Source organism: Flavobacterium cheonhonense (genome assembly GCF_035671315.1).
Classification (GTDB): domain Bacteria; phylum Bacteroidota; class Bacteroidia; order Flavobacteriales; family Flavobacteriaceae; genus Flavobacterium; species Flavobacterium cheonhonense.
Genome location: NZ_JAXAVY010000003.1, coordinates 117,259 through 136,936, shown reverse-complemented (window position 1 = coordinate 136,936; position 19,678 = coordinate 117,259). Strand labels below are relative to the sequence as shown.

16 protein-coding genes and 1 tRNA gene are annotated in these 19,678 nt (G+C 41.4%); 15 read left to right on the top strand and 2 right to left on the bottom strand.

Annotated features, from left to right (window positions below):
- Both SK086_RS09260 and SK086_RS09255 read left to right on the top strand, forming a co-directional pair.
- Entirely contained in the window at positions 1 to 741 is a 741-nt protein-coding gene (locus SK086_RS09260) for a head GIN domain-containing protein (RefSeq protein WP_324691138.1), read from the top strand.
- 100 nt (positions 742 to 841) lie between these two features.
- Complete coding sequence (locus tag SK086_RS09255; protein ID WP_324691137.1) at positions 842 to 1,678, top strand: GIN domain-containing protein; 837 nt, start codon at positions 842 to 844, stop codon at positions 1,676 to 1,678.
- A gap of 50 nt (positions 1,679 to 1,728) precedes the next feature.
- On the opposite strand, the gene trxB is transcribed toward SK086_RS09255, so the two are convergent.
- A complete protein-coding gene (gene trxB / locus SK086_RS09250) occupies positions 1,729 to 2,676 on the bottom strand; it encodes a thioredoxin-disulfide reductase (protein ID WP_324691136.1) in 948 nt (315 codons plus the stop codon).
- Between the two features lie 1,007 nt (positions 2,677 to 3,683).
- A tRNA-Pro gene (locus tag SK086_RS09245) sits at positions 3,684 to 3,758 on the bottom strand.
- Positions 3,759 to 3,900: 142 nt separating this feature from the next.
- On the opposite strand from SK086_RS09245, the gene udk reads away from it, so the two are divergent.
- The 13 genes from udk to dapB all read left to right on the top strand — a co-directional run bounded on the left by udk (position 3,901) and on the right by dapB (position 19,621).
- A complete protein-coding gene (udk, locus tag SK086_RS09240) occupies positions 3,901 to 4,509 on the top strand; it encodes a uridine kinase (protein WP_290873837.1) in 609 nt (202 codons plus the stop codon).
- A gap of 10 nt (positions 4,510 to 4,519) precedes the next feature.
- Positions 4,520 to 4,873, top strand: coding sequence for an FtsB family cell division protein (locus SK086_RS09235; RefSeq protein ID WP_290873840.1), 354 nt, complete (start codon positions 4,520 to 4,522; stop codon positions 4,871 to 4,873).
- 9 nt (positions 4,874 to 4,882) lie between these two features.
- On the top strand, positions 4,883 to 6,244 hold the full coding sequence (locus SK086_RS09230; RefSeq protein ID WP_324691133.1) for a methylmalonyl-CoA mutase subunit beta: 1,362 nt from the start codon (positions 4,883 to 4,885) through the stop codon (positions 6,242 to 6,244).
- Positions 6,245 to 6,246: 2 nt separating this feature from the next.
- Positions 6,247 to 8,370: a methylmalonyl-CoA mutase gene (gene scpA, locus SK086_RS09225; RefSeq protein WP_324691130.1), complete on the top strand. Its 2,124-nt coding sequence runs from the start codon at positions 6,247 to 6,249 to the stop codon at positions 8,368 to 8,370.
- Positions 8,371 to 8,486: 116 nt separating this feature from the next.
- A complete protein-coding gene (locus SK086_RS09220; RefSeq protein ID WP_324691129.1) occupies positions 8,487 to 8,873 on the top strand; it encodes a hypothetical protein in 387 nt (128 codons plus the stop codon).
- Positions 8,874 to 8,940: 67 nt separating this feature from the next.
- Positions 8,941 to 13,287: a CusA/CzcA family heavy metal efflux RND transporter gene (locus tag SK086_RS09215; RefSeq protein ID WP_324691128.1), complete on the top strand. Its 4,347-nt coding sequence runs from the start codon at positions 8,941 to 8,943 to the stop codon at positions 13,285 to 13,287.
- Positions 13,288 to 13,289: 2 nt separating this feature from the next.
- Positions 13,290 to 14,423 (top strand): efflux RND transporter periplasmic adaptor subunit, encoded by a 1,134-nt coding sequence (locus tag SK086_RS09210; RefSeq protein ID WP_324691126.1) that lies wholly within the window; start codon positions 13,290 to 13,292, stop codon positions 14,421 to 14,423.
- Positions 14,424 to 14,492: 69 nt separating this feature from the next.
- Positions 14,493 to 15,620 (top strand): methionine aminotransferase, encoded by a 1,128-nt coding sequence (locus tag SK086_RS09205; protein ID WP_324691125.1) that lies wholly within the window; start codon positions 14,493 to 14,495, stop codon positions 15,618 to 15,620.
- 35 nt (positions 15,621 to 15,655) lie between these two features.
- Positions 15,656 to 16,537 carry an SDR family oxidoreductase gene (locus tag SK086_RS09200; RefSeq protein WP_290873860.1) on the top strand — a complete coding sequence of 294 codons (882 nt, stop codon included), beginning with the start codon at positions 15,656 to 15,658 and terminating at the stop codon, positions 16,535 to 16,537.
- A 152-nt stretch (positions 16,538 to 16,689) separates the two neighbouring features.
- A complete protein-coding gene (locus SK086_RS09195; protein WP_290873863.1) occupies positions 16,690 to 17,457 on the top strand; it encodes a ParA family protein in 768 nt (255 codons plus the stop codon).
- A gap of 3 nt (positions 17,458 to 17,460) precedes the next feature.
- On the top strand, positions 17,461 to 18,360 hold the full coding sequence (locus SK086_RS09190; protein ID WP_324691123.1) for a ParB/RepB/Spo0J family partition protein: 900 nt from the start codon (positions 17,461 to 17,463) through the stop codon (positions 18,358 to 18,360).
- On the top strand, positions 18,360 to 18,917 hold the full coding sequence (locus SK086_RS09185; RefSeq protein ID WP_324691121.1) for a DUF5683 domain-containing protein: 558 nt from the start codon (positions 18,360 to 18,362) through the stop codon (positions 18,915 to 18,917). The genes SK086_RS09190 and SK086_RS09185 overlap by 1 nt, the downstream gene beginning before the upstream one ends.
- Entirely contained in the window at positions 18,917 to 19,621 is a 705-nt protein-coding gene (dapB, locus tag SK086_RS09180; protein ID WP_324691120.1) for a 4-hydroxy-tetrahydrodipicolinate reductase, read from the top strand. The genes SK086_RS09185 and dapB overlap by 1 nt, the downstream gene beginning before the upstream one ends.
- The last annotated feature ends 57 nt before the right edge of the window (positions 19,622 to 19,678 follow it).

The following is a 19,678-nucleotide window of genomic DNA, read 5'->3' as shown; positions in this document are numbered from 1 at the left end:
ATGACAAAAATTGTAGTTTTATTTTCAAAAATAGTAACGGCTGCTCTGGTAGCCTTAACATTAGCTTCTTGTAATGCCAATTTCGATTTGGGCAACAGTATCAAAGGAAGCGGTAAAGTAGTGACCGAAAAACGCAATCTGAGTAATTTCGACAAAGTTACGGTAGCCAATGGCTTAGAATGCGAAATCGTACAATCGAATAACTTCGATGTAATGGTAGAAGCTGATGACAACTTAATCAACGGTATCAAAACTAAGGTTGAAAACAATACCCTGGTGATTTACTCGGAGTACAATAATTACATCAATATCACCGCCAAAAAAGTAACTGTAAAACTACCTAAAATTGTGAGTTTGGAAAGTTCAAGCGGTTCAACCTTAAAATCAGGAAATCTGCTAACCGGCGAAGACATTACTCTTAAATCAAGTAGTGGCAGTAGTATGGAAATAGCCGTAGAATCGGATAAAGTTACCTTAGAGACTTCCAGCGGTAGCGAACAACAAGTGACCGGTAAAGCCCTAAAGCTATATTCAGCTTCATCCAGCGGAAGCCATATCGACGCCGATGAACTATTGGCTAATGAAGTGTATGCCCAATCATCCAGCGGCAGTTCGACCACTGTAAATCCGATAGTATTGTTAGACGGAAAAGCCTCCAGCGGCAGTTCTATAACCTACACCAAAACACCAAAAGAAGTCAGAGTCGATGAAAGTTCCGGCGGCAGCGTTTCGAAAGAATAAGTTAATAAAACATCTCAATAACCATTGGGATGTTTTTTTTTCTATTTTTGACATCGAGGTCATTGCACCCAATTGATGTAACAACCAAACAGCCACAGTCATGAAAAAACAGCTACTAATCACTTGTCTTTTATTAACCGTTCTAGCTTTCGGACAAAAAAAAGAAAAAGTAAAAGGGTCGAAAATTGTCAAGTCGGAACTCAAAACCATCGATAATTTTGAGAGCATCGAATTGGAAGACAACCTCGAAGTATTTCTGGTGAAAGGAAACGACTGTGCTTTGGAGATTGAAGCCGATGACAACCTGATTCCGTTCATCGAATACAAAATAAACGGAAGCAACCTCCGAATTTCAACCGCCAAAGACATCTCAAGCTACAAAAAACTAAGCGTTCGCATCACTTACACCGACAAGCTCAATATGGTAATCGCTAAAGATGAAACCAACGTGACAGCTTTATCCGATGTGGTTTTAGACAATGTAACCTTCAAGAGTTACGATTACGCCAAGTTATTTCTCAATGCCAACACCAAAAGTTTCACCTTAATGGCTAACGATAAATCGAAAGTGGAACTGAACTTAAAATCGACTAAAACGGCTATCGACTTAAGCAAAAGCGCCTACGTTAAAGCCTTAATTTCTTCGAGCGAGATGAAATTCGATTTGTACCAAAAATCGGCCGCCGAAGTCGAAGGCGACATCATAGACCTTAAATTAAGACTAGACAACAACACCGATTTTATCGGCAAAAAATTAACGGCCAAAAACGCTTTATTAGAAACCGGAGGATATTCGAAAAGCAGTATCAATGTTAGTAACATCGTCACCATAGATGCTTCAGGCGACAGCGAAATCGAACTCTACGGCGAACCCATCAAAATCGAAATGAAACGTTTTGCCGACAGTGCCGAACTACTCAAAAAACCAAGCAAATAAAAAAATCCCGTCTCGAGTAAAGACGGGATTTTTTTTATAAATAATTTGTTTTAGTCTAAAGCAGCCAAATATCTTTCGGCATCCAAAGCAGCCATACAACCCGTTCCAGCGGCCGTAATTGCCTGGCGGTATACATGATCGGCAGCATCACCGGCTACAAAAACTCCGGGAACATTGGTTTTGGAACTGCCCGGAACATTAACAACATAACCGGTTTCATCTAAAGTGATATAATCGGCAAAAATATCGGTATTCGGTTTGTGTCCAATAGCTACAAAGAAACCGGTAGCCGGAATGGTAATAGTTTCTCCTGTAGTTTTGTTCAACGCTTTGATTTCAGTCACCACTTGTCCGTCGCCAATCACCTCAACAGTGTCATGGTTCATCAAAATATCAATATTCTCGGTTTTGCGTACGCGTTCTTCCATAATTTTAGAAGCTCTGAATTTCTCACTTCTAACCAACATCGTTACTTTTTTACACAATTTAGAAAGGTAATGCGCTTCTTCACAAGCCGAATCTCCGGCACCTACAATTACCACTTCTTGGTTGCGGTAGAAAAACCCGTCACACACCGCACAAGCCGAAACACCGCCACCCATTTGTAAATAATGCTGCTCTGAAGGCAATCCTAAATACTTAGCCGAAGCTCCGGTAGAAATAATCACCGTTTGTGCGTGGATTTCTTTGGTATCATTGACCCAAACTTTATGCACAGGCCCCGAAAAATCAACTTTAGTCACCCAGCCATCACGAACATCGGTTCCAAAACGCTGCGCCTGCGCTTGCAATTGCACCATCATCTCCGGTCCGGTTACACCATCAGGATAACCCGGAAAATTTTCCACTTCATTGGTAGTCGTTAATTGTCCGCCCGGTTGCGTTCCTTGGTACAATACCGGATTCATATTGGCTCTGGCCGCATAAATAGCAGCCGTATAACCCGCAGGCCCCGAACCTATAATAAGGCATTTGATTTTTTCTATAGTCTCTGACATGATTTGAAGTTTATTTAGGTTGCAAATGTATGCGATTTCATTAAAAAATAATAAGACAACCCAATCGCTTTACGCAATTTGTGAATAAGATGCAGTTATTGTTAAAAACAAGTTTGGTTTTATAATTAGGAGCACCACATTGGGTATCGCAGGACAAGTCGTCCCGCTGTCCGCACTACGCGGTAGTTTGCTCCCATCGGGGCTAGGATTGACGTTTTGGTAGTGTTTAACAACGTATTTGGACTTGCTAAAACAGGCTGAATTATATACCCTGAAACTGGGCTCTATAAAGTAAATCCTTTCGGATGTAACTACTAAAACAAATAACAATTCAAAACGCCATTGTCACACTGAGCCTGTCGAAAGTGCCTACATCTTAAAATACATCTCAAATTAAAAAGCAGGATTACGCCGTGATCCTGAGTGTAGGCTCTATCTCAAGTAAATCCTTTCGGATGTAACAACTAAAATAAATAACAATTCAAAACGCCATTGTCACACTGAGCCTGTCGAAGTGCCTACATCTTAAAATACATCTCAAATTAAAAAGCAGGATTACGCCGTGATCCTGAGTGTGGGCTCTATATTAAGTAAATCCTTTCGGATGTTACAACTAAAATAAATAACAATTCAAAACGCCATTGTCACACTGAGCCTGTCGAAGTGCCATAATCACAAAACACTTATCAAATAAAAAGCAGGATTACGCCGTGATCCTGAGTGTAGGCTCTAACTCAAGTAAATCCTTTCGGATGTAACAACTAAAATAAATAACAATTCAAAACGCCATTGTCACACTGAGCCTGTCGAAGTGCCTACATCTTAAAAATACATCTCAAATTAAAAAGCAGGATTACTCCGTGATCCTGAGTGTAGGCTCTATTTCAAGTAAATCCTTTCGGATGTAACATCCGAAGATTTTTTTATGGAACAAAAAAGTTGCAACGAGTTGCACTTTTTTGTTCCATAAAAAAATCCTTTCTGCTTTGGCAGAAAGGATTTACTCGTCGGGGTGGCAGGATTCGAACCTGCGACCTCCTGGTCCCAAACCAGGCGCGATAACCGGGCTACGCTACACCCCGAGTTCCCTCAAATGGGAGTGCAAATATAAAACTATAAATTAGTTTACAAAAAGTTTTTCCCTTTTTTTAATTTTCAAAAAAACAAAAGGCGCTTTCGATATAATTTCTATTTTTGTGTTCAGTAAAAATAACACAACTCTTTATGCTGATTATCGGAATTGCCGGCGGAACCGGAAGCGGAAAAACAACTGTGGTTCATCAAATTATGAATGAATTGCCCCAAACCGAAGTGGGCGTTATTTCTCAAGACTCTTACTACAAAGAAAACAACAACTTGAGCTTTGAAGAGCGAGCCTTGATTAATTTCGACCATCCTCGTGCTATCGATTTTGATCTTTTGGTGCAACATTTAAAAGATTTGAGAGCAGGAAAAACCATCGAACAACCGGTATACTCCTTCATCACGCACAACAGAACCGACGATTCTATCATTACGCATCCGAGAAAAGTAATGATTGTGGAAGGAATTCTAATCCTTACCAATCCGGAACTCCGCGAATTGTTTGATGTGAAAATCTTCGTGCATGCCGATTCTGATGAACGTTTAATTCGTCGTCTAAAAAGAGACATTGCCGAGCGCGGACGTGATATGGAAGAGGTATTGAATCGTTACCAAACCACGCTTAAGCCAATGCACCAACAATTTATCGAACCTACCAAAGCTTTTGCCGATATCATTATTCCAAATGACAAATACAATACGGTAGCTATCGATGTGGTTAGAGCTGTAATCAACCAAAGAATTACCTAATTTTACACCAATGAGCTTCTTTAAAAACTTAACCGATGCCTATCCTATCCTAAAAATCTTGGGTAACCGATACGTTATCGTGTTGTGTTTTTTTACCATCTGGATGCTTTTTTTAGACAATACCTCTTATATGGAACATCGGGTGTTAGACCAACAACTCGATGAACTCGAAGACAATAAAAAATACTATCAGGAAGAAATCAAAAAGGACGAAGAAAATATCAAACTCCTCAAAAATCCTGACCAAATAGAAAAATACGCCCGCGAAAAATACTATATGAAACGCGATAGCGAGGATGTTTATATCATCGAATTTGAAGAAGATTCCCTGAAAGAAGAACAATCCAAGTCAAAATCTTTATAAACCCTGACCATGGCTGACAATTTATTCAATGAGTTCGAACCGGTGTCTTCCAAACAATGGAAACAACAAATTCAATATGAACTCAAAGGCGCCGACTATAACGAAACCCTAGTTTGGGAAAGTCCGGAAGGTATCAAAGTCAAACCTTTTTACCACATAGACGAAACGGAAATCAATTTTTCCGCACCACCTAAGGAAAACGGATTTTCAATACTACAAAACATCTTTGTTCACGATGTGGTAAAATCCAATAAAAGAGCTTTAGAAACCTTGAATCGCGGTGCCGAAAGCATTCGTTTTACCATAGAAAATGATGCGGTTAATTTGGAAGCCCTGATGCAAAATCTGCCGCTAACCAACACCCAATATTTTTTTTATTTGCCTTTCCTTTCAATCGATTTCGTAACTAAAATCAACGATTTCGCCTCTAAGCACAAAGCCGATATCGCAATTCAAATCGATCCGATCGGCCAGTTGGTAAAAGACGGTAATTGGTTCGAAAACTTGGATAAGGATTTTGAAAAACTCAACCAAATCGCTTCCAAAACAACGATTCCTTTCTTAAACATCAACAGCGGTACTTACCAAAATGCCGGAGCCAATATGGTGCAACAGTTGGCGTATATTTTGGCACAAGTGAATGAGTATTTCCATAGGGTGACAAACCTCAACCAACCTATTACAATTGAAGTTTCCGTAGGCACCAATTACTTCTTCGAGATAGCCAAATTGCGCGCCTTAAAATTGTTGTTCAGTACTTTGGCGAAAGAATACAATCACAATACAGATTGCCACATCATCGCCACGCCAACCAAACGCAACAAAACACTGTACGATTATAACGTAAATATGCTGCGTACTACAACCGAATGCATGAGTGCTATTTTAGGCGGTGCCGATAGCATAGCCAATTCGCCTTACGATGCGTTATACCACAAAGACAATGAATTTGGCGATCGAATTGCGCGTAACCAATTATTGGTGTTAAAGCACGAAAGTTATTTTGATAAAGTCAACAACGCAGCCGACGGTGCTTATTACATCGAAGCCTTAACCGAACAATTAGCCGAAAAAGCTTTACTCCTATTTAAAGATATCGAAGCCAACGGTGGTTTGATTACCCAATTAATCGAAGGTACTATCCAACGAAAAATCAGCGAAAGTGCCGCCAAAGAACAAGAGGCTTTCGACAATGGCAAAGAAATTCTATTGGGCACCAATAAATACCCCAACAAAAACGACAAGATGAAACACGACCTCGAGCTGTATCCGTTTGTCAAACAAAATCCACGCAAAACCTTAATCACTCCGGTGATTGAAAAGCGTTTGGCCGAGAAACTGGAACAAGAACGTTTATCGCAAGAAGCCTAGTCATGAGAAAAAACATCCAACATATACAATTAGATAATTTAGTTGTCACCCCGAGCGCAGTCGAGGGGCAAAACTTCCTAACTGCCGAAGGCATCGAAGTCAAACCAACGTATACTGAAGCCGATATCAAAAACTTAACACATTTAGATTTCGGAGCCGGATTTGCCCCCAATTTACGCGGTCCTTACGCCACCATGTACGTACGTCGTCCTTGGACGATTCGCCAATATGCCGGATTTTCTACGGCAGAAGAAAGTAATGCTTTCTATCGCAGAAACTTAGCCGCCGGACAAAAAGGCTTGTCGGTCGCTTTCGATTTGGCCACACATCGAGGTTATGATTCTGATCATGAGCGCGTAGTGGGTGACGTTGGTAAGGCCGGAGTTGCGATAGATTCTGTAGAAGACATGAAAGTGCTCTTCGATCAAATTCCGCTCAACGAAATGTCGGTTTCCATGACCATGAACGGTGCGGTTTTACCTATTATGGCGTTTTACATAGTAGCAGCTGAAGAACAAGGTGTGGCTTCCGAATTACTTTCCGGAACCATACAAAACGATATTCTGAAGGAATTTATGGTGCGCAATACTTACATCTATCCGCCTACGCCTTCCATGAAAATCATCGCCGATATCTTTGAATATACCAGCAAAAAAATGCCGAAATTCAACTCGATTTCGATTTCAGGCTACCATATGCAAGAAGCCGGAGCTACCGCCGATATTGAGTTGGCTTACACTTTAGCCGATGGCTTAGAATACATCCGAACCGGATTGGCTGCCGGAATGAAAATAGACGAATTCGCGCCTCGCCTTTCGTTCTTTTGGGCGATTGGAATGAACCACTTTATGGAAATCGCCAAAATGCGCGCCGGAAGAATGTTGTGGGCGAAACTGTTAAAGCAATTCAATCCTCAAGACGAAAAATCACTGGCATTAAGAACGCATTGTCAAACTTCAGGCTGGAGTTTAACCGAACAAGATCCGTTCAACAACGTGGCTCGTACGACTATCGAAGCGGCTGCAGCGGCTTTTGGCGGAACGCAATCCTTGCATACCAACGCATTAGACGAAGCCATTGCCTTGCCAACAGATTTCTCTGCGCGCATTGCCCGAAATACCCAAATCTTTTTACAAGAAGAAACCAAAATCTGCAAAACCGTTGATCCTTGGGCCGGCAGTTATTATGTGGAAAGCTTAACCGCCGAGATTGCCGAAAAAGCCTGGGCTTTGATTCAAGAAGTGGAAGCCTTAGGCGGCATGACCAAAGCCATTGAAGCCGGTATTCCGAAATTGAGAATTGAAGAAGCTGCTGCTCGTAAACAAGCCCGCATCGACAGCGCACAAGATATTATTGTAGGCGTCAACAAATACCGTTTGGACAAAGAAGATCCGTTACACATTTTGGATGTAGACAACCAAATGGTGCGCCAACAACAAATTGAACGTTTGAACCAAATCAAAGCCACTCGAGATACCGCTAAAGTAAAAGCCAGTTTAGCAAAGATTACCGAAAGTGCCCAAAATGGTGGCGAAAATTTATTATCTTTAGCCGTAGAAGCAGCCCGAAACCGAGCCACTTTGGGAGAAATCAGCGATGCCTTGGAAGCAGTTTTCGGACGCTATAAAGCACAAATCAGAAGTTTTAGCGGCGTGTACAGTAAAGAAATCAAAAACGACGAGAGCTTTGAAAAAGCCAAACAATTAGCCGACGTTTTCGCCAAAAAAGAAGGCCGTCGACCACGTATCATGATTGCCAAAATGGGACAAGACGGTCACGACCGTGGTGCCAAAGTGGTAGCCACCGGTTATGCCGATGTAGGTTTCGACGTAGACATTGGACCGCTATTCCAAACACCCGAAGAAGCCGCCAAACAAGCCGTGGAAAACGATGTGCATATTTTAGGAGTTTCTTCCCTAGCGGCCGGACACAAAACCTTAGTCCCGCAAGTGATTGAAGAACTCAAAAAATACGGTCGCGATGACATTATGGTCATAGTAGGTGGCGTTATTCCTGCGCAAGATTACCAATTCTTATTCGATGCCGGAGCTGTTGCAGTATTCGGACCAGGTACAAAGATTAGCGATGCCGCGATTCAGATTTTGGAGGTTTTGTTGGAAGAGTAATCGATGCTTTCCATTAAGATTTGATTAAGAAACCGTTGAAATGTGTTTTTGTGACATAGGTCATGTGCATTGGAAGTGAAACTTTAGTAAATTTGTTTCTGTCAATTCAATTTTCCATGCGAAGAGTATTAGCAATCTTGCTTTTATCATTATACGTTTCTTCTTCAACCGAATGTTTCGAGTTGTTGAAGATTCCGGCTTTGGTGGAACATTTTTACGACCATAAAGAAGAAAATAAAAACATGAGTTTATGGTCATTTTTATGTTTGCACTACGGTCACGGCGATGTAAATGATGCTGACCGAGAGGAAGACATGAAACTGCCTTACAAAAGTGTAGATTGCAACAATGGCCTAACTTACTTAACCTTGTTACCCGAAATTCATTTTGAAATCAGTCGCCCTAAATTCCAATTAAAAGACAAATCGGAAACCGACTTTTATCTAAGTCGTATTTATTCTTCCGACCAAAGTTCCATTTGGCAACCGCCTAAAATAGCTTAATTACCTAGTGTTTGTTGGTTAATCAATGCCAACAGTAAAATAGTATTCATTAAGTTATTTAAAAATCATGTTAAATAAAATTATCGCTTTTTCCGTTAGGAATAAGCTCATCGTGGGTTTGTTTACCATAGCTCTATTGCTTTACGGTATCTATGAAACCACCAAATTACCTATTGATGCCGTTCCTGATATTACCAATAATCAGGTGCAAGTCATCACCATTGCGCCTTCTTTCGGAGCGACCGACATAGAGCGCTTGGTTACCTTTCCGGTAGAACAAGCCAACAGCAACATTCCGGGTTTAAAAGAAATCCGAAGTTTTTCACGTTTTGGTTTATCGTTAGTCACCATCGTTTTCGACGATGAAACCGATATTTATTGGGCACGCCAGCAAGTAGCCGAACGCCTGCAACAAGTCCAAACCCAAATTCCCGCCGGTATCGGAACTCCCGAACTTGGTCCGGTTTCAACCGGCTTAGGCGAAATATACCAATACGTAGTACGTCCTGAAAAAGGCTACGAAGACCAATACGATGAAACTGAACTCAGAACCATACAAGATTGGATTGTCCGCCGACAACTCTTAGGCGTAAAAGGCGTTGCCGAAGTGAGTAGTTTTGGTGGAAAATTAAAACAGTTGGAAATTGCCATTGAACCGGGCAAACTGAACGCACATGGCTTAACCATCAACGATGTTTTTAACGCTTTAGAACAAAACAATCAAAATACCGGTGGCGCGTATATCGAAAAAGGCGCTACCACTTTGTTTATCCGAAGCGAAGGATTAATCGGTAAGATGGAAGACATTGAAAATATTGCCGTTAAAGCGACACCAAGCGGTACACCCGTATTTTTAAAAGACATCGCTAAAATTACTACCGGACATGCCACTCGTTACGGCGCACTTTGCTATAACGACGAAGGCGAAGTAGCCGGAGCTATCGTAATGATGCTCAAAGGCGCCAACAGTAGTGAAGTGATTAAAAATGTGAAAGAACGCATCGAACTCATCAAAAAAACACTACCGGAAGGCGTGACTATCGAACCGTTCCTCGACCGAACCAAAATGGTGAACAATGCCATCGGAACAGTAGAAAAAAACCTTTTGGAAGGTGCGTTGATTGTGATTTTTGTATTGGTTTTGTTCTTGGGTAATTTCCGTGCCGGCTTAATCGTGGCTTCGGTAATTCCGCTAGCGATGCTATTTGCAATCATCCTGATGAATACCTTCGGCGTGAGCGGTAACCTGATGAGCTTGGGTGCACTCGATTTCGGTTTGATAGTCGATGGTGCCGTAATTATCGTAGAAGCGGTAATGCACCAACTCACCCACAGTAAAAAGTTCAGCCATATCAATAGTATATCGCAAAGCAAAATGGACAAAGAAGTAGAAACTTCTGCCGGAAAAATGATGAACAGCGCGGTATTCGGCCAAATCATCATTTTGATTGTGTACCTACCTATTTTTACTTTGGAAGGTATCGAAGGTAAAATGTTCAAACCGATGGCACAAACTGTAGCCTTCGCTTTATTGGGAGCGTTCTTGTTATCGCTGACCTATATTCCGATGATGAGCGCTTTGTTTTTAAGTAAAAAAATCAAGCACGAACCGAATTTCTCCGATCGTATGATGTTCAAATTGGAACGCCAATACCAACACTGGTTGCAAACGGCTTTGAATTATCAAAAAGCCATAATCGGTAGTGTTATTGCGCTTTTCGTCATGGCTGTATTTGTGTTGAGCTCTTTGGGAGGTGAATTCATTCCGGCTCTGGAAGAAGGTGATTTTGCGGTTGATACTCGAGTCCTAACCGGCAGTAACCTGAATACTACTATAGAAAGTACCCAGAAGGCTGCGCACATCTTAAAAAGCCAATTCCCGGAAGTAGAAAAAGTGGTGACCAAAATCGGTAGCGGCGAAGTACCAACCGATCCAATGCCGATGGAAGCCAGTGATATGATGGTCATTCTGAAAGACAAATCGGAATGGACTTCCGCAAAAACCTTTGACGAATTGGCCGAGAAAATGGGGAAAGCCTTGCAAGATGTACCCGGAATTACCGCCGGTTTCCAATATCCGGTGCAAATGCGTTTTAACGAACTCATGACCGGTGCGCGTCAAGATGTGGTTTGTAAAATATTTGGCGAAAATTTAGATACACTGGCAGTTTATGCTGAAAAATTAGGCAAAATTGTCAACACAGTTGAAGGAGCCGAAAACCTGTTTATAGAACCGATAACCGGCATGCCGCAAGTGATTATCGAATACAATCGTCCTGTCATTGCCCAATACCATTTATCTATCGCCGATATCAATCGTGTAGTGAATACCGCATTTGCCGGACAAAGTACCGGATTGGTTTTTGAAGGCGAGAAGCGATTTGAATTGGTCGTTCGCCTCGACAACGAAAAACGCAAAGACTTAGAAGACGTGAAAAACTTACTGATTCCAACGCCAAACGGGACTCAAATTCCACTATCGCAATTGGCTGATGTGTCTATTAAAAATGGTCCGAATCAAATCCAACGCGAAGATGCCAAACGCCGAATTGTTGTCGGATTCAACGTGAATGGACGCGACGTGGAAAGCATCGTCAACGAATTGAAAACCAAAGTCGACCAACAAATCAAACTCCCTGCCGGCTATTACACCACTTACGGCGGTGCTTTTGAAAACCTCAACCAAGCGAAAGATCGTTTGATGATTGCGGTTCCGATTTCTTTATTGATGATTTTCATCTTGTTGTTCTTCGCCTTCAAATCGGTGAAACATGGCTTACTGATTTATTCCGCTATTCCGCTTTCGGCCATAGGCGGTATCTTCTTTTTGGCTTTGCGCGGTATGCCTTTCAGCATCAGTGCCGGCATTGGTTTTATTGCCTTATTCGGAGTTGCTGTTCTGAACGGTATCGTTTTGGTATCCGAATTTAACCGACTCAAAGCGGAAGGTATGGACGACTTACATCGCATCGTTTTAATGGGAACCAAAGTGCGTTTGCGTCCGGTGTTGATGACTGCTTTCGTGGCTTCTCTAGGATTTTTACCGATGGCCATCAGCAACGGTTCCGGTGCCGAAGTGCAACGACCGCTGGCGACTGTAGTAATTGGTGGTTTGATGATTGCGACCTTATTAACTTTATTCGTTTTACCTATACTTTATGTCACTTTTGAAAAAGGATTCAAAATGAAACTTTCCTCTAAAACTACCTTACTGCTTTTATTGCTTTCATTGGCAGTAATTCCGGCGAACGCCCAAACTAAACTAACGTTGGACGAAGCCATTAAAACGGCTCTTAGCAATAATCAATCGGTAAAAATTGACCGACTGAGAGCGAATTACCAACAAAAACTGATTCGTACTGCAGCCAATTTGCCGACCACCAACCTCAACTCGGAAATCGGGCAATTCAACAGCAGTTTTACTGATACTCGCTTTGGCATTTCACAATCGTTCGATTTTCCAACCGTTTACAACCGCCAAAAAAAGGTGCTGACCTCGGAATGGAAAACAGCTTCGGCCTTAGTAACTTTGAAAGAAGCGGCATTGAAAAAAGAAGTCACTCTTACCTTTTATGCGATAGTAACATTGACCGAAAAGGAAAAATTGTTGCAGAAAAGCGATACGTTACTAACGGAATTCTTGCGAAAAGCGACCTTGAGACTTCAAAAAGGAGAAAGTAATCTTTTAGAGAAAACCACTGCTGAAACACAATTAGGCCAATTGAAATTGCAATTATTACAACTGCAACAAGACAAAGCGCTTTGGAACAGCAAACTGCAATTGCTGTTAAATTCGGAACAAACCGTCATTCCAACAGCCGGTTCGCCCAAAATCGAATTCAAAAGTGAAGCAACATCGGGTGTAGAACAACATCCGTTATTGCAAAGTTTAGAGCAACAAAAAGCCACAGCTACTGCACAAACTCAGTTAGAAAAAGCTCGAAAATTGCCAATGCTGACTTTGGGTTACAACAATATGTCGATTACCGGTACCGGCGCGGATAATGTGTTGTACGACAAATCGACCCGTTTCCACTCGGCGCAAATTGGCTTAGGCATACCATTGTTAGGCGGTTCTCAAAGTGCAAAAGTCAAAGCAGCTAAAGTACAGGAACAAATGGCTGCCGAAGAATACCAAAGAGAGAAAAACAGCCTGGAAAGACAACTTTTGCAAACCCAATTAAGGATTAAAAACGAAGCTGAAAAGCTGGCTTATTTCGAGAAAACCGGTTTACCGAATGCGATTCTAATTTCGGAAACAGCTAACCGTCAGTTTTTGGGTGGCGATATCAATTATCTTGATTGGGTGATGTTGGTCAACCAAGCCTTAACCATCCATAACAGTTACATCGACACGGTAAACTTGTACAACGAAAGTGTCATCGAATGGAATTACCTTACTTCAAAAAATTAAACATGAAAACAAACATCATATTAGCAGCTTTGGCCTTTATTAGTTTGAGCTGCAACTCAAATAAAACCGAATCGGAAACGAACACCAATAATGTATCCGAAAAAATAGTATCGCTTACCGACAAGCAATATCAAAATGCAGGTTTAGTAATTGAATCGACTGAGGAAAGAACGGTATCTGCTACTGTCAATTTGAACGGCGTTATCGATGTACCACCGCAAAACCTAGTTTCCGTGAGTATGCCTTTAGGCGGTTATTTAAAAAGCACCAAACTCCTTCCGGGTATGCACGTTAGCAAAAATGAAGTAATTGCCGTGATGGAAGACCAACAGTATATTCAGTTGCAACAAGAATACTTAACCACGCAATCCAAATTGTATTTTGCCGAAAAAGAATACGAGCGCCAACGCGATTTGAATCAGAACAAAGCCAGCAGCGATAAAGTCTATCAAATGGCAGATGCCGAATACAAAAACTTACGCATCACACTCAATGCCTTAGCCGAAAAACTGCGATTAATTCACATCAATCCGAGAACACTTTCGGAGAAAAACATCTCTAAAAGCGTGAACATCCTCTCACCTATTGATGGCTTTGTTTCAAAGGTGAATGTGAACATTGGGAAGTATGTCAATCCGGCCGACATCTTGTTCGAACTCATCAATCCGGATGACATTCATTTGAACCTAAAAGTGTTTGAAAAAGATATTAACGGACTGTTTATCGGGCAAAAAGTGATGGCTTACACCAACAGTCAACCCGACAAAAAACACGAATGTGAAATCATTCTCATCAGTAAAGACATCGCTACCGACGAGCACAGCACCGAAGTTCATTGCCATTTTTCTAAATACGACAAAACGCTTTTACCGGGCATGTATATGAATGCCGTAGTTGAGTTAAAACGCCACGCGGTTCCAACGTTACCCGAAGATGCCCTAGTGACTTTTGAAGGAAAAGAATACGTTTTTGTAAAAGTGAACGAACGCCAATTTGAAATGACCGCAGTCAAAACCGGAAACAGCGAAAACGGCTTCACAGAAATAATCAATCCCGAAGTTTTGAAAGATAAAAAAATAGCGGTCAAAGGTGCTTACACTTTACTGATGCAGTTAAAAAACAAATCGGAAGAGTAAATTCTTCTTCACCATTAAAAAAAGCACTTCAATCGAGGTGCTTTTTTTATCTTTACCAAAAACAAAAGCATGTCAAAACTTCCGCATATCGGCACCAGCATTTTTACCGTAATGTCGCAAATGGCCACCGAACACCAAGCCATCAACTTGTCGCAAGGCTTCCCTAATTTTCCGGTGGATGAACGATTGACCGCTATACTGGCCAAACTCGCCACAGCCAATGTACATCAATATACGCCCATGAGCGGTTTGCCTTCGTTGTTGGACAAAATTGCTGTCTTAACCCAACAATCCTATGGCAGAGCGGTTACTCCTAAAGAAGAAATCCTGATTACTGCCGGAGCTACCGAAGGCATTTTTGCTACCATTCAGGCCTTAGTCAAAGCCCAAGAAGAAGTCATCATTTTAGACCCGAGCTACGATTGCTATGAAGCCCCGATTTTGTTGAGTAATGCCAAACCGGTTCGCGTTGCCCTCAATATCGATTTTACACCGAATTGGGAAACTATAAACGCAGCGGTAAACGAAAAAACCCGACTGATCATCATAAACAATCCACACAATCCTACAGGAAAAATGTGGACTGCATCTGATTTTGAACAGCTGGAAAAACTCGTCCATGCCTTCCCTAACCTTTTGGTTTTATCCGATGAAGTGTATGAATACATTACCTTTGAACAGCCGCATATTTCAGTCCATCACCGTCCCAAATTGTGGGAACGCAGCATTTCAATTTCTTCTTTCGGAAAATCGTTTCACATTACCGGCTGGAAAATTGGTTATGTGATTGCGCCGGAGGATTTAATGCGTGAGATCAAAAAAGTACACCAGTTTTTGGTATTCAGCGTGAGCAGTATTGCCCAACATGCCTTGAATGAGTACATAGATTTAGTCGACATAAAAACTTTAGGCCAATTTTACCAACAAAAAAGAGATTTCTTCCAAAGCCTTATGAAAGATACCAAACTCAAACTACTGCCTTGTGAAGGTACTTACTTTCAAGTGGCTTCGTATGCGGCAATTAGTGAGGAAAACGACATCGATTTCACAAAAAGATTGGTGACCGAATTTGGTGTAGCTACCATACCGATTTCTATTTTTTATGCCAATGGAGATGACCATCAATGCATTCGCTTTTGCTTTGCCAAAGATGAGGAAACTTTGACAAGAGCGGCCGAAAGACTTCGCCAATTATAATTAAAACAATATATTTACTAAAAATAAAAAACGATATGGATTTTTCAGCAAAAATGCTACGCGATAACGCCTTAGCAGACAAAGTAATTGTAGTAACCGGAGGCGGAAGCGGCTTGGGTAAAGCCATGACCAAATACTTTTTAGAATTAGGCGCTAAAGTGGCCATAACTTCTCGCGATTTAGAGAAATTAAAAACCACGGCAACTGAATTGGAAACCCAAACCGGCGGACAATGCTTGCCGTTGCAATGTGATGTGCGTCATTATGACCAAGTGGAAGCCATGTTGGCGGAAGTTTTAAAAACCTTCGGTAAAGTCGATGTGCTTTTGAACAACGCTGCCGGAAACTTCATTTCGCCTACCGAAAGATTATCAGCTAATGCTTTTGACACCATCATCGACATAGTGTTGAAAGGTTCCAAAAACTGTACGCTGGCCTTCGGAAAACATTGGATTAACACCAAACAAACCAATTGCAATGTGTTGAATATAGTTACTACTTACGCTTGGACCGGTTCTGGCTATGTAGTGCCTAGTGCTACAGCTAAAGCCGGTGTTTTAGCCATGACCCGTAGTTTGGCTGTAGAATGGGCCAAATATGGTATCCGCATGAACGCCATCGCACCGGGACCATTTCCTACCAAAGGGGCTTGGGACAGACTCTTACCTGGCGACCTAGCGGAAAAATTCGATATGGCAAAAAAAGTGCCTTTGCGCCGCGTGGGCGACCATCAGGAATTAGCCAATTTAGCTGCTTATTTGGTTTCGGATTTCTCAGCTTATGTTAACGGAGAAGTCATTACCATAGACGGTGGCGAATGGCTGCAAGGCGCGGGTCAATTCAACATTCTGGAAAAAATCCCTCAAGAAATGTGGGATATGTTAGAGGCGATGATAAAAAATAAAGGCAGTAAATAATTACAGCTGTTGTAGCACTGGAATTTCCGACTGTAATTAGTGACTCTAACTGAAAACTAAGGGCTTAAAAACTTTACCTAAATGTTAACAAATAAGCCTTGACAAAGCCATAATTAATCGTATTTTTACGGCTTAAAATTGATAGAAAATAAATGGGTAAAATCATTGCAATTGCCAACCAAAAAGGTGGTGTAGGAAAAACAACAACGTCTGTAAATCTTGCCGCATCTTTGGGTGTTTTAGAGAAAAAAGTACTGTTAATCGACGCTGATCCTCAAGCGAATGCCAGTTCCGGATTAGGAATTGACGTAGAAAGTGTTGAAATCGGAACCTATCAAATTTTGGAACACAGCAACACGCCGCAGGAAGCCACAATTACTTGTTCGGCGCCGAATGTTTCCGTGATTCCGGCTCACATCGACTTAGTGGCAATTGAAATTGAATTGGTGGACAAAGAAAACCGCGAGTACATGCTTAAACAAGCCTTGGAAAGTGTGAAAGACCAATACGATTATATTTTGATTGATTGTGCGCCATCATTAGGATTGCTTACCCTAAACGCCTTAACAGCTGCCGACAGTGTCGTAATTCCGATTCAATGCGAATACTTTGCTTTGGAAGGTTTAGGCAAATTGTTGAATACTATCAAAAGTGTGCAAAAAATCCACAACCCGAATTTGGATATCGAAGGTTTGCTACTGACCATGTACGACTCGCGCTTGCGTTTGTCCAACCAAGTGGTGGAAGAAGTACAAAAACATTTCAACGATATGGTATTCAAAACCATCATCCAGCGCAACGTAAAATTGAGCGAAGCACCAAGTTTTGGTGAAAGCATCATCAACTTCGACGCCACCAGCCGAGGTGCAACCAACTATTTGAGTTTGGCGCAAGAAATCATCAAGAAAAACAGCAACTAAGCCATGGCAAAAGCAATAAAAAAACAAGCCTTAGGAAGAGGATTATCGGCTTTACTGAAAGATCCGGAAAACGACATCAAATCAGTAAACGATAAAAATGCCGACAAAGTAGTCGGAAACATCATCGAATTGGATATCGAGGCGATTGAAATCAATCCGTTTCAACCCCGAACCAATTTCAACGAAGAACAATTACAGGAATTGGCTTCTTCCATCAGAGAATTAGGGCTAATCCAACCGATTACCGTTCGTAAATTAGATTTTAATAAATACCAATTGATTTCGGGAGAGCGCCGTTTACGTGCTTGTAAAATCGTTGGTCTAACAACGGTTCCGGCTTACATTCGTATTGCCAATGATAACGAATCGTTGGTCATGGCTTTGGTCGAAAACATCCAACGCCACGATTTAGACCCTATAGAGATTGCGCTTTCTTACCAACGTTTAATTGACGAAATCCAATTGACTCAAGAACAAATGAGTGAACGCGTGGGTAAAAAACGTTCTACTATTGCCAACTACTTGCGTTTGTTAAAGTTAGATCCGATTATCCAAACCGGTATTCGTGACGGCTTTATCAGTATGGGCCACGGTCGTGCGATCATCAACATTGAAGACCAAGACATCCAAACCGATATTTACCACAAAATCATCAGTCAGAATCTTTCCGTACGTGAAACTGAAGCTTTGGTAAAAAACTATCAAGACAGTCGCAAACCGGCACCGGCGAAAGCTAAAAAAGGAGAAAGTTTTGCGGTGGCGGATGACCAGAAAAAAGCATTTGTGAATTTCTTCGGCACCAAAATCGATGTAAAAGTGGCTGCTAACGGCAAAGGAAAAATCACTATCCCATTCCATTCTGAAGAAGATTTCAATCGCATTATCAAACTAATTAAAGGATAGTGAATCGCTTTTACTACATACTTGTATTGTTCTTTCTTTTGGGAAAACCCTCGCTTTATGCCCAGCAAATCGCTGAAGGACTAGTGGCTAAAGACACCATTAAAACGAAAGAAATAGATCCGTTAACCCCTTCTAAAGCGGCTTTTTACTCGGCTGTATTGCCCGGATTAGGACAAGCTTACAATAAAAAATACTGGAAAATCCCCATAGTATACGGTGCTATTGGAACCAGTATGTACTTCTATTTAGACAATAACAAAAAATACCACAGTTACCGCGACGCTTACAAAAGACGTTTGGCCGGTTTTAACGATGACCAATACCAATATTTGGACGACAGCCGTTTGATTCAGGCACAACGATTTTACCAAAGAAATCGCGACTTATCCTTATTGGTGACTTTAGGTTTTTATGTTTTAAACATAGTAGATGCCAATGTAGATGCGCATTTGATCCAGTTTAACGTGAACGAAAAACTCACGGTAGCGCCTGATGTTTACCAAAATGATTTTACCGCCAAACCCAATCTCGGTCTAACCCTAAATTATCGATTCTGATGAAAATTGCATTACTCGGCTACGGAAAAATGGGAAAAGTAATCGAAAGAATTGCTTTGGAAAGAGGTCATGAAATAGTTTTAAGAAAAGGTCAGTCCGATACTTTTGAAGGTTTAGCGCAAGCAGATGTTGCCATTGATTTTAGTGTGCCTACTGCCGCTGTTAGCAATATTTCTACTTGTTTGAACCAAAACATCCCGGTAGTTTCCGGAACAACGGGTTGGTTGGAACAGTACGACGACATGATTAGTTTGTGCGAGGCCAAAAACGGAACGTTTCTTTACGGTTCCAATTTCAGTTTGGGTGTGAATTTATTTTTCGAACTAAATGAATACTTAGCCAAAATGATGGCGCGTTTTGCCGATGTTTATAAAGTTTCTATGGAAGAAATTCACCATACCCAAAAATTGGATTCTCCCAGTGGTACTGCCATTTCCTTAGCCAAAGGCATTATGCAAAATTCGACTTATGATGCATGGACTGAAGGTCAAGCCCAAGAGAGTCAAATTCACATTGACGCCAAACGCATCGAAAATGTACCCGGAACGCACAGCGTTTTTTACAAATCCGAAGTGGATTTTATTGAAATCAAACACGTAGCGCATAATCGTGAAGGCTTTGCCTTAGGATCGGTTTTAGCAGCCGAATGGATTCAGGGCAAAAAAGGCGTTTTCACTATGAAAGATGTCTTAAATTTAAAATAGAAACTGAATAATTGTAACAAATCCCGGTTATAGTAAACCTATAGCTGTTTAAATAAA